10 protein-coding genes are annotated in these 11,086 nt (G+C 53.9%); 8 read left to right on the top strand and 2 right to left on the bottom strand.

Annotation, left to right across the window (positions count from 1 at the left end; all coding sequences use genetic code 11):
* The first annotated feature begins 12 nt into the window (after positions 1-12).
* The 3 genes from QGH09_09050 to QGH09_09040 are packed head-to-tail and all read left to right on the top strand — an operon-like array spanning position 13 to position 2,840.
* The gene (locus QGH09_09050) at positions 13-828 is read left to right on the top strand and encodes a type III pantothenate kinase (protein HJO18330.1); all 816 of its coding nucleotides are present in this window, start codon (positions 13-15) and stop codon (positions 826-828) included.
* Positions 825-1,526: a hypothetical protein gene (locus QGH09_09045; GenBank protein ID HJO18329.1), complete on the top strand. Its 702-nt coding sequence runs from the start codon at positions 825-827 to the stop codon at positions 1,524-1,526. Before QGH09_09050 ends, QGH09_09045 begins: the two co-directional genes overlap by 4 nt.
* 21 nt (positions 1,527-1,547) lie before the next feature.
* Entirely contained in the window at positions 1,548-2,840 is a 1,293-nt protein-coding gene (locus tag QGH09_09040) for an RsmD family RNA methyltransferase (protein HJO18328.1), read from the top strand.
* Between the two features lie 8 nt (positions 2,841-2,848).
* Here QGH09_09040 and QGH09_09035 read toward each other — a convergent pair whose 3' ends face one another.
* Both QGH09_09035 and QGH09_09030 read right to left on the bottom strand, forming a co-directional pair.
* Positions 2,849-4,864, bottom strand: coding sequence for an arginine--tRNA ligase (locus QGH09_09035; GenBank protein ID HJO18327.1), 2,016 nt, complete (start codon positions 4,862-4,864; stop codon positions 2,849-2,851).
* A gap of 11 nt (positions 4,865-4,875) precedes the next feature.
* On the bottom strand, positions 4,876-5,502 hold the full coding sequence (locus tag QGH09_09030) for a molybdenum cofactor guanylyltransferase (protein HJO18326.1): 627 nt from the start codon (positions 5,500-5,502) through the stop codon (positions 4,876-4,878).
* Positions 5,503-5,690: 188 nt separating this feature from the next.
* Here QGH09_09030 and QGH09_09025 point away from each other — a divergent pair, with 188 nt between their 5' ends.
* The 5 genes from QGH09_09025 (at position 5,691) to prfB (ending at position 11,078) form a co-directional block, all read left to right on the top strand.
* The gene (locus QGH09_09025) at positions 5,691-7,094 is read left to right on the top strand and encodes a nodulation protein NfeD (GenBank protein ID HJO18325.1); all 1,404 of its coding nucleotides are present in this window, start codon (positions 5,691-5,693) and stop codon (positions 7,092-7,094) included.
* Entirely contained in the window at positions 7,091-7,861 is a 771-nt protein-coding gene (locus QGH09_09020) for a slipin family protein (GenBank protein HJO18324.1), read from the top strand. The genes QGH09_09025 and QGH09_09020 overlap by 4 nt, the downstream gene beginning before the upstream one ends.
* A 13-nt stretch (positions 7,862-7,874) precedes the next feature.
* Positions 7,875-8,438 carry an SPOR domain-containing protein gene (locus QGH09_09015; protein HJO18323.1) on the top strand — a complete coding sequence of 188 codons (564 nt, stop codon included), beginning with the start codon at positions 7,875-7,877 and terminating at the stop codon, positions 8,436-8,438.
* A complete protein-coding gene (gene lnt / locus QGH09_09010; GenBank protein HJO18322.1) occupies positions 8,423-9,928 on the top strand; it encodes an apolipoprotein N-acyltransferase in 1,506 nt (501 codons plus the stop codon). Before QGH09_09015 ends, lnt begins: the two co-directional genes overlap by 16 nt.
* Before the next feature lie 18 nt (positions 9,929-9,946).
* Positions 9,947-11,078, top strand: a protein-coding gene (prfB, locus tag QGH09_09005; GenBank protein ID HJO18321.1) for a peptide chain release factor 2 whose coding sequence is annotated in 2 segments (ribosomal slippage) — positions 9,947-10,024 and positions 10,026-11,078 — 1,131 coding nt in all. Because the reading frame shifts where the segments join, the coding sequence is not laid out codon by codon here.
* Positions 11,079-11,086 lie beyond the last annotated feature (8 nt).

The raw sequence follows: 11,086 nt of genomic DNA, 5'->3' as shown, positions 1-11,086 counted from the left end.
GAACGGTATGACATGCTCCTGACGGTTGACGTGGGCAATACGAATCTCGTGTTTGGGGTCTTCAAAGGTGAAACGCTCACCCAAAGTTGGCGTCTTGCCACGCTGCGGGAGCGCACTGCGGATGAGCTCGGTATTCTTGTGAGCGATCTCTTTGAAGCGAGGGGCCTCGATAAAGCAGAGATTGACGGCGTTATCATGGCATCGGTTGTTCCGTCACTAACCGGCACAATGGCCGAGATGATCAGACGTTACTTCGATCTCCAAACCAAGGTCGTCGAGCCAGCCGAGGACGCCGTATTCGCGGGTATGCCTATACGCTACGAGCGGCCGAGCGAAGTAGGCGCCGACCGATTTGTCAATGGAATCGCTGCCTATGAGCGCTTCGGACGTGTGGACGGTAGGCCGGTTGTCGTCGTCGACTTTGGCACTGCTACGACGTTCGATTGCATCTCTTCGCGTGGTGAGTATCTTGGTGGTGTCATTTGTCCAGGCGTTGACATTTCAGCTGATGCGCTATTTCAGCGTGCAGCGCAGCTTCCACGCGTTGATGTCTGCAAACCCAAGCGCGTCATCGGGCAAACGACGGTCGAGTCGATGCAGTCAGGTTTATTCTATGGATATGTTGCGATGGTCGAGGGTATCGAGGCTCGACTACGCGATGAATTTGAGCCTACGTCTGGTGAGGGTGCACCGATTTGTGTTGCGACCGGAGGAATGGCTGCCGTCGTTGCTGAGCAAACTTCAGTTATAGAGGCAGTCGTGCCAGAACTCACCTTGTACGGTCTCCGGATAGTCTGGGAACGTTTTCGTGCCAAGATGTCGCAGTGAGTGACTACGCTGAATACTGTCGGGCTGTTGAAACTTACCTCTGTCAGAAGAACCGAGGTCGCCTCATCCGTTTGGTTGGTCCAGCTTTTGAGTTGGTACGCGGCTGGGCTGAACAGGGCTTGCCACTCAAAATAGTCATGCGCGGTATTGATGAGCGCGTAACACGGTATGAGGCCAAGAGTAAGAGTAGTCGACGGTATCCATTGCATATCGAGTTCTGCGAGAACGATGTGCTTCGTGCATTTGATGATTGGCGGCGGTCTGTTGGTCCCACGATAGATGTTGACCAGCGCGATGATAGTCGGGCTACGGCTAAGAGCCTACCAAAACATCTGACCACTGTGATGTCGAGGCTAACGGCTTGCCTTATGAATCCAGAGCCTTGGCCAGGCCTTCACGTTGTGTTGAATCGCGTCGTTCGTGCCCTTGATGAACTTCGTGAACAGGCGAAAACAGTACGCGGTTCTGTTCGTTCCGACCTCCTCAAGAGTCTCCAGAATCTAGATGGAGCCATGATGCGGGATATTCGGGTCGTGGCCGACGAACCCACGATTAAAGCTGTGGAGGCTGAAGTGGCGACGGAACTTGGTGTTTTCCGAGAGAGGATGTCACAGTCTGCGTACGAGGAAGCGACCAAACTTGCAGTCGAACAACGTTTACGGGTTCAGCTCGGCCTACCGCGCTTGAGTTCCACCTAATTGAATCGGTTGAGCTACGAGATGGACTCGGGAGCCCTACTTGAGCTAGCGATTGAGCGGCCAGCTGTTGGCGGCCGGATGATTGCAAGGCACGACGGCCGTGTAATATTGGTGTCCGGAGCAATTCCCGGTGAGCGGGTCCGGGCACGGGTCGCACACTCCCGTCGTGGCGTGCCGGTAGCCTCGACCGAAGAGGTCATTCTTGCTGACCATGACCGCCGTCCTGTGTTATGCGATCCCTCCTGCGGCGGGAATGTGTTTTCCCATATTGCATATTCGCGGCAACTCTCACTGAAACGTGAAATTGTTGCTGATGCGTTCGCCCGTATCGGGCGACTTCCGCCTCCAAAAGACATAACGATCGCCCCTTCTTTTGAGCAAGGTTATCGATTACGAGCCCGTTTGTATGTAGCAGGGAAACGGGTGGGATTTCTACGTAGTGGGTCGCATCACCTATGTGATGCTGCTAAGACAGGACAGCTTTCGACCGAGACTGGGAAAGTTATCGGCGATTTGCAATCTTTATTTTCATCGCACATTCCTGACAGCACTATCAGAGCTATTGACCTCGCCGAGTCGGTCGATGGTGAACAGCGAGTAATCCATTGCTGGCTAGACCGAGAGCGACCGGCCGATGTCACAGCACTCTCGTCACTGGGCGCTGTATCAGGCATTGGAGGAGTTTCAGCCTCCGTGCGACGCGCTGAACCAGTTCAACACGTGATCGGTGAGCCAGAAATCATCGAATCTTGGTCTACGATGCTTCCGTCGCTGTCACAAGTGCCTGAAGTTCCTCTCCGTCGACGTCCACCTGCGTTTTTTCAGGGCAATCGGTTTCTCCTAGCTACGCTCGTCGAGCGCGTTCTTATGGAGCTCACGCCTGGCCCCCTAGTTGACCTCTACGCTGGGGTTGGTGTGTTTGCGTTGGGAGCTGCAGCGTGTGGGGCGGATGATGTGACAGCCGTAGAAAACGATCCGATTTCTGTGGCAGATTTGGTAGCCAATGCACAGTCCGCCGGGGGACGGGTGCGCGTCGTGAGACGAACAGTCGAGCGCTACCTACGAGGGAAGCGGCGCAGTTCGCGTGGCGTCTGGATTATTGACCCTCCACGAACCGGGCTGTCGCGTGAGGCGCGGGTTTTGATTGCGAACACTGGACCATGCCGGCTTGTCTATGTTTCGTGTGACGTTGCCACACTTGCACGCGACCTCTCCGTACTAGGTGGTGCGGGCTACAGTCTCCGTCGGTTAGACGGCTTCGACTTTTTCCCGAATACGGCTCACGTTGAGTTGATGGCAGTGCTCGAACGTTAGTGCCAGGCCTACATTCGAGAGGGAACCTCGCACCCTATCAATCCCAAAGCACGAGTCATTTGCGTCTTAAAGTAGAGCGTCGCTCCTGCCCGCCAGAGTTGGAGCTCTGCCTGTTCTTCGTTCACGATTGGGTGATGGTGGTAGAAGGTGTTAAACAGTTGCGCCAGCCCGAAAGAGTACTTGGCTAGTATGGATGGCTCGAGACTTCTCACGGCCTGATCGACAACCTCGTCGAGTCGTGCAGACTCGAGCACCAGTTCCCACAGGCCATCGCCATCACCGCGGGCTAGGCAATCTGTAGATACCGAACCGAGCTTTTCAATGATGGCAGGCTCATCAAGGTCTGTCCGCTCGTGCAGTTTCTTGAAGATATTATTCGCACGGACTGCAGCGTATTGTAAATATGGACCACTTTCCCCTTCAAAACTCAAAGCTTCGTCAATGTCGAAGACAATAACTTTACTGCGCGAGAACTTGATCATGAAGTAACGCACAGCTGCGGTGGAAATCATACGGCTGATACTTGCTGCCTCGTCAGCAGGCAAATTCGGATTCCGCTTGGTTACTTCACGGCTTGCGGCTTCAACGAGGCGGTCCAGGAGCTCATCGGCCTTTACGCCGAGGCCTTTGCGGCCTGATACTTCAACGAATGGACGGTCCGTGTCGATGTTTTCTAGTCCTAAAGCTCGCGCCGTGCTGTGGGACAACGTGACCATCTCATATGAGAAATGAATTGAGTGTTCGGCTTGGGCGGTATAACCCATAGCCCGTAGGGCCTGCGCGAGTAGTTGCTGTAAATAAGCTTGACGGGTGTCTATAACGTTGTAGACGGTATCGGCACATCCAAACACCGGTGGAGCAGTTGCAGTAGGTTCGACCGACGGGTTTGAACTAGTGGCCCATAGCGGTTGGTCGTTAAGCGAGGTATTAAACGGGCGGTAGAAAAAATTGGCACCAAGCAGTCCAAACTTCCAGAACTGGTAGGCGATATCCTTGCCAACGTAGGTCACTGTGTTGTCCGATCGGACAATCACTTTTAGGCGTGCTTCTTCTGGTTCAACAGCCGTGTTGTTCGACGGGTTTTCGGAAGCGGTAGTGGTCTGGTCACTCAACTGCATTACCCAGCAGCCCGCGAGTTTACCTTCCTTCGGCTGAAACATTACGCCGGCTTTGGTCAGGATGTCGAAGGCGCGAGCCCAAAAGCGCAGCCTGAGAATGTCGCCTTCCCAGGTAAGTAGGTCGTAGTTGATCTTCAGTCTTGCCATCGTTGCCAAATGACAGCGGACGATGTGGTCGGCGATTATCGCAGCTGTGTCGGCCATTTCATTGTTGCCAGCTTCCAGTGCCTGCAAGGCCTCGGATCTCAGACGGAGTCGGCTTGAATCGGCTTCGTACCACTCGGTTACTCTTGTATACAAATCCCAGCAGTAGTGATCGAAGTTTGTTTTCCTGGCTTCTGATTTGACTTTGTCCAGACCCATCGATTCCAGCTCACGAAAAGCCACGACCATATCGGCGACCTGTACTCCCGTATCATCGATGTAGTTTTGAACCTCGACGTGATGGCCTTGGAAACGTAGAAGTTGGCTCAACGTATCTCCGAGCACTGCGTTCCGGAGGTGCCCGATGTGCGCGGCCTTGTTAGGATTGATCGCCGTGTGTTCAACAATGGTTTTACCTTGACTGACGCCTATGGAATCTTGCTGAACAGGCAGGTTGATTCGATTGGTCAGAAAAGATCGACGATCGAGAAAGAAGTTAATGTATCCGTTCGGAGAGGGCTCAATGGCGGTAACACCATCAATCTCACCCAGCGCGTCAACGAGCTCCGTAGAAATTACTCGTGGCGCTTTGCGCGCGACCTTTGCCAGTTCAAACGCTACCGGTACGGCTAGATCGCCAATGGTACGGTTTGGCGGTATCTGAATAGTAATTGATGGCAGTGCGGTGTCGTCGAGACCGTAGAGCCGTTTTGCCACCGCTCTTATTTGTGTCTTTATGAGTTCGTGAATCGGAAGAATCATGTGGTCTGGTTTTACTTCTTGGGTAGTTCTGGACTCGATAACATCGAATGACCGGAGTCTAGGTGCTGAAGCGCCCTGGCGTAATCATCGGGTGTATTTACGTTGGAGAAGAGTAGGCCGCTCGGATCATGCGGTGCAATCTCGTTTATTCCAACCTCTCGGACTCGTAGGTGCGGTAGTAGTTCCTGAATCTTGAGCGCGCCGTTGTTGATTTGCTGCCGCAAGCGTGATGCGCACCGTCGGGAGTAACATGCACACATTGGTTCGTAACCATTGGCGGTTTTCGGAATGGTCACATCAGCAGACCGGTCGGCATTGACGAGAAGACGCAAGAACGGTTCATTAATGAACGGCATGTCACAGGCCACGACCAGCACAGGGTCCACGGTGGCGTGCACGAGTGCCGTATAGATTCCACCGATCGCACCAGAACCTGGGATTTCGTCGTTGATCACCGGTACGCCCAGTCCGGTGTAGGCGCTTTCGTTGTTGGTGATAATCAGAAGTTTCTCAGTTATCGCTCGGAGAACCGCGATCTGGCGTTCGACGAGACTGGTCGTGCCAAATGGTAGGGTCCCTTTCACTCGCCCGTTGAGTCGCCGCGCTTCACCACCGGCGATAATGGCCGCCGTACACATGCGCCAGCGGTAACCTTATCAAAAAAGGCGTGAGGTTCGGAAAAAGTGGGGAAGGTGTAGTCTCCCGAGTTGATTAAACTTAGCCTGTTTTCATCGATTTTGGTGCGTTGACACAGTCTGCGCGCTCCGTTAGCTTACGAAGAGCGAGCGCGCTGCAGAGGCTAAGGGATTCCTGAGTGTTGTTGATTATGAAGAGATTGGCCCGTAAGGCCTGGCTGCAGGCTCTACTCGTTCAGCCTGCCTTAGCGCGCCTGAGTCCGATCCTGTTTGTCCTGTTGTTATTGAGTTCAACGACTGTGTTCAGTCGTCAGACAGTAGCCCCTTCAACATCAAATCGTCCACTCGTGCTGGTGGCTGAGGTGGATGCCATAATCCATCCTGTTTCGGCTGAGTACATGGTACAGGTGATTGACCGTGCGGATGCGGCCGATGCCGACCTAGTCGTATTCACCCTACGGACACCTGGTGGGTTGGTTGAGTCGACACGATCGATCACATCACGCATGATTTCGGCTAAGACGCCAGTTGTTGTATTCGTAGCTCCAAGTGGTGCGCGTGCTGCGTCAGCTGGCTTTCTGATCACGATTGCGGCAGACGTGGCTGCCATGGCGCCGGGTACCCACATTGGGGCAGCCCATCCTGTTAGCGGCAGCGGACAACAACTCGACGAGGCCGTATCCGAAAAGGCCGCATCGGATGTAGCGGCTTTTGCTCGATCCCTGGCGACTCAACGCAATCGTAATGTTGAGTTCGCTGAGCAGGCAGTAATTGAGAGTAGAGCGTTTACTGAAGACGAAGCTGCTGAGGCTGAACCACCACTGATCGATATCGTCACATCGGACTTAGACAGTCTCTTAGAGGTGCTCGACGGTCGTTTGATTACCAGGTTTGACGGACGTGAGGTCAGGCTGCGGACGGCCGATGCTCGGGTCGAGCGGCTACAGATGACATGGCGTCAGCAAGTGTTGAGCGTGATTGCACGGCCGGAGGTGGCCTACATTCTTTTCAGCCTCGGCACTCTAGGTCTAACGATCGAATTGTGGAATCCTGGTGCAATTCTACCTGGTGTTGTCGGTGGACTCTGTCTCTTACTGGCGTTCTTCGCGTTTCAGGTGCTGCCGGTGAATTTAGCTGGTGTTGTTCTTATTGGATTCGGTCTTGGACTGCTGGTCCTAGAAGCGATGGTAACCAGTTTCGGGATGTTAGCGTTGGGTGGTGTTGTCAGTATCGCTTTAGGTTCGCTCATGTTGATCGATTCACCGATGCCAGAGTTGCAAATTGGGTTGTCGATGGTGCTTCCGATGACGCTCGCGCTTTCAGGCATCGTTTTCTTCCTGGCGAGGCTGGGCGTTGCGGCGCAGCGTCGACGAGCTGTAACGGGCCGTGCGGGCATGATCGATGAGATTGGGCGCGCACTCACGACGTTTGAGGCAGGCGGTTCTGGCCAAGTCGTGGCCCACGGTGAAATTTGGTCGGCGACAGGCACGGAGCCAATCGCCGAGGGTGACCAGGTTAAGGTGGTCGGAGTGAACGGTCTCACGCTCACTGTCCGTCGACTGGCGTCAGCCCTACAAGGAGGAGATAAGCAATGAATGTATCCCCTATTGCAGTATTCGGCCTGATCGTGGTGTTGTACTTGATCAGCTCAATCAAGATTTTGAATGAGTATGAGCGTGGCGTCATCTTCCGTCTTGGCAAGTTGCTACCACATTCGAAGGGTCCTGGCGTGATCCTTGTCTTTGCACCGATTGATCGTATTGTTCGGGTGAGCCTCCGCACGATCGTGATGGACGTGCCGCCACAAGACGTTATCACGCGGGACAATGTTTCCGTGAAGGTCAATGCAGTTGTCTATTTCCGCGTAATGGAACCTGGCCGTGCCATTGTCGAAGTTGAGAATTTCCATTATGCGACGTCCCAATTAGCGCAGACTACCTTACGCAGCGTGCTTGGCCAGGTGGAGCTTGACGGCCTGTTGTCCCAGCGTGAACGTCTCAATCAAGACCTCCAAGGCATTCTCGATCAAAATACCGACGCGTGGGGAATTAAGGTTTCAGCAGTTGAGGTTAAACACGTCGATCTTCCACCCGACATGCAGCGAGCGATGGCTCGACAGGCTGAGGCGGAACGCGAGAAACGTGCTAAAATCATTCATGCTGAGGGTGAGTACACTGCGTCGGAGCAACTTTCGCAGGCGGCGGCCGTACTCGCCACTGAGCCGAATGCAATTACGCTCCGATACCTGCAGACTCTGACCGAGATTGCCTCCGAGAAGAACTCGACGATTGTCTTTCCGTTACCGGTCGAGTTGTTGAACATGCTGCGCAAGACCTCCGGAGCGAGTGAGCCGTCGACATAACAGGCATCAGACCATGTCGGATGACGGTTTTCGTGAAATTCAGCTGAGTGGCAAGCAACTCGTTTTCCTCTTTATGGCCACGACTGTTGTGTCCGTGGCGATCTTTCTGTGTGGTGTGCTCGTTGGGCGCGGTGTTGGTGCTCGCCAAGCGTCGGGGTCAACACCGATTGCGGATAGTATCGGTCGAGGTGGCCAAGTAATTGGGGACGAGCTGCCTAATTGGACTCAGCCTATTGACGAGGCTAATACGGAAATCGCAGACGAGTTATACGCTGAACCCTCTGAATCGTCCCTGGAAGACGAACGCGCCGCGACCATAGGTCCCAGCGAGCAAGTGTTGCCATTGGAACCTTTTACGGTACAGGTAGCAGCACTAACCGGTCGTGCTAGCGCCGAGGTAATTCGAGACCAACTTTCGGATAAAGGATACCCCGCTTATTTGCTCGATCCCCCGCCTGGCGTACCAGGGGAGATGTTTCGTGTCCGCGTCGGCCGGTATCAGGACCGTGCTGATGCCGAGCACGTTCGTCTTCGTCTCGAGCAGGAAGAAAAGTTCAAGCCCTGGATTACCCGCTAGCCATTCTTTCCGGCGTTCTTCTCGCACTGAGTTTTCCAAAATTCGGCCAACCCGCGTTGGCTTGGGTTGCGCTGGTGCCACTACTTGCAGCGCTAGGTAGTGCGAAAGGTATACAAGTCCAGCGTGCATTCGGGCTCGGCTTGGCCACGGGTGCAGTCGCATTTGCCGGGACGCTCTACTGGATTAGTGAAGTTATGATGACTTACGGCGGTTTGGCATGGCCAACGGCCTTGGCTGTGAACGCTCTACTCGTATTTTACTTAGCCATTTTTTTTGGGCTGTTCGCAGTGATGGCGATCCGCGGCATCTCAATTAGCGTAACTGTTGGCCTTGTTACCACATCGGCCGCGTGGGTTGTTAGCGAGTTTGGCCGAGGTTACCTGTTCGGCGGTTTCCCCTGGGCACTTCTCGGCTATTCCCAGGCTGAAGTTCTACCCGTAGCCCAGTTGGCGAGCGTGTTCGGGGTCTATGGTATTTCATTTCTCATCGTCCTTGTTAATGGAGCTTTGGCCAGTATTGCCGTTAGAGTGGATCGCCGCCGGCTGACTACTGGCGGTGTTGTCCTTGGCATTGCAGTCTTAATTGCGTGTTGGGGCCAATGGCGTCTTAGTCAAAATACACTGATTAACGAAGGTGAACCAGTTCGCGTAGCGATGATCCAGGGGAATGTGGCACAGGATCAAAAACATGATCCCGGTTTTCGGACGTCCATCCTGGACACTTACCTGTCGGCGAGTCGCTCCGCGGCCGCGGATGGTGCGAAGCTCTTGATTTGGCCGGAATCGGCGCTTCCACTCCCGTTTGATCAGGATGTTGGCACGGTTGTAGCAATTCAAAATCTTGCCAAGGAAACCGGTTCCCATATCCTGTTCGGTAGTGAAGAGAGTGAAGAAACCGACGGTTTTCACTACTACAATTCAGCCTTTCACGTTGGTCCTACTGGGATTGACCGACCGACCTACCGGAAAATTCATCTTGTGCCGTTCGGAGAGTATGTGCCATATAGACGCTTTCTGTTTTTTGCCGATAAGCTTGTTGAAAGTGTGCCGGATTTTTCACCTGGCACCGAAACCATCACCTTTTCGATGAATGGGCATCGATTCAGTAGCGCGATATGCTACGAGGTGGTATATCCAAGTTTGGTGCGTTCGGCTGTTTTGGCGGGCAGTGAACTCCTTACAACGATCACGAACGATGCTTGGTTTGGGCGAACATCAGCACCGCATCAGCATTTTTCGCAGGCGGCCATGCGGGCCATCGAGCAGGGACGCTACCTTGTACGTGCCGCGAACACCGGTATAAGCGGTGTGGTCGATCCCTACGGCCGTGTGCTTGCACAGACCGAATTGTTTGAAAATGCTAGAGTCGTAGCTGATGTGCGATGGATTAATGTCAAGACGGTATACGGGTGGACGGGTGATTTGTTTGTCTATCTTTGTCTCATGCTAGTGATTTGTGTTTTGGTATTTGGTGTGCGGGCGAGCTGGTAAGACCCAGAGGGAGCAAGTGTGTCTGCGACGCGTGAAGAACAATTTTCTCGGTATCAAGATTTAATTAAGCGGGCGAAGGATTTGCGGGGTTATCTTTGACGCTGCTAGTTCAGTGGGCGAACTCGCCAAGTTGGAATCCCAGGCGGCCGCGCCAGACTTTTGGAAGGACCAGATGGCGGCCCAGCGTGTGCTTCAGCGCCAGCGGAGGCTCAAGGATGATCGGGTGCTCGTCGACTCACTACAGCAGCGTAGCGAGGATCTCTCGGTACTAATTGACTGGGCCGAGCAAGGTGAGCCTGTTGATGATGACCTAAACCGAGCTCTCGATGAGTTGAACGTTGAGGTTGAGGCCGCTGAAATAAAGCGGATGCTAGGTGGCGAGCACGATCGTAAGAGTGCCATTCTTACAATTCATCCAGGTGCTGGCGGTACTGAATCCCAGGATTGGGCTGAGATGCTGCTCCGACTCTATCTGCGTTGGACTGAGCAGCGTGGATTCAGCCGCGAAGTAATCGACCTCCAACCGGGCGACGAAGCTGGGATCAAAAGCGTTACATTGACGGTAAACGGTGATTATGCCTATGGCCTGCTACTGGCCGAAGCCGGTGTGCATCGACTTGTGCGGATCTCTCCGTACGACCAGGCAGGCCGTCGACATACTTCGTTCGCCTCTGTTTTTGTCTGGCCTGAATTACCCGATGACGTTGAGGTCGAGATCGAAGACAAGGACCTTCGTATTGACACCTATCGTTCAAGTGGCGCCGGTGGTCAGCACGTGAACGTGACTGATTCCGCTGTACGAATCACCCACATTCCAACTGGTATTGTTGTTTCGTGTCAGAACGAACGGTCGCAGCATCGCAACCGTGACTCGGCCATGAAGGTATTGCGCGCGCGACTTTACGATATGAAGTTAAGAGAACAGCAAGCTAAACTGGAACAAATCGGTGGCGAGAAAAAAGAGATTGCATTTGGCAACCAGATCCGGAGCTACGTGCTACATCCGTACCGGTTGATCAAGGACCACAGGACTAAGATGGAGGTGGGCGACGTAGACAGTGTGCTAGATGGGCAACTCGACGGTTTTATCAAGGCCTATTTGATGCAGAAGGCCTCTGGAACGTTAGGGAAGCCGGCAGACGACGAGTAGACGTGACC

The organism is Vicinamibacterales bacterium (genome assembly GCA_036012125.1).
Lineage (GTDB): Bacteria > Acidobacteriota > Vicinamibacteria > Vicinamibacterales > UBA823 > UBA11600.
The sequence above is the reverse complement of the archived record's forward strand: the minus strand, read 5'-3'. Positions and strand labels throughout refer to the sequence as shown.

Bases quoted from the DNA above. Each gene is read 5' to 3' on its own strand.
- QGH09_09050 (HJO18330.1), top strand. From the start codon at position 13: ATGCTCCTGACGGTTGACGTGGGCAATACGAATCTCGTGTTTGGGGTC.
- QGH09_09040 (HJO18328.1), top strand. From the start codon at position 1,548: ATGGACTCGGGAGCCCTACTTGAGCTAGCGATTGAGCGGCCAGCTGTT.
- QGH09_09035 (HJO18327.1), bottom strand. From the start codon at position 4,864: ATGATTCTTCCGATTCACGAACTCATAAAGACACAAATAAGAGCGGTG.
- QGH09_09030 (HJO18326.1), bottom strand. From the start codon at position 5,502: ATGTGTACGGCGGCCATTATCGCCGGTGGTGAAGCGCGGCGACTCAAC.
- QGH09_09025 (HJO18325.1), top strand. From the start codon at position 5,691: ATGAAGAGATTGGCCCGTAAGGCCTGGCTGCAGGCTCTACTCGTTCAG.
- QGH09_09020 (HJO18324.1), top strand. From the start codon at position 7,091: ATGAATGTATCCCCTATTGCAGTATTCGGCCTGATCGTGGTGTTGTAC.
- QGH09_09015 (HJO18323.1), top strand. From the start codon at position 7,875: ATGTCGGATGACGGTTTTCGTGAAATTCAGCTGAGTGGCAAGCAACTC.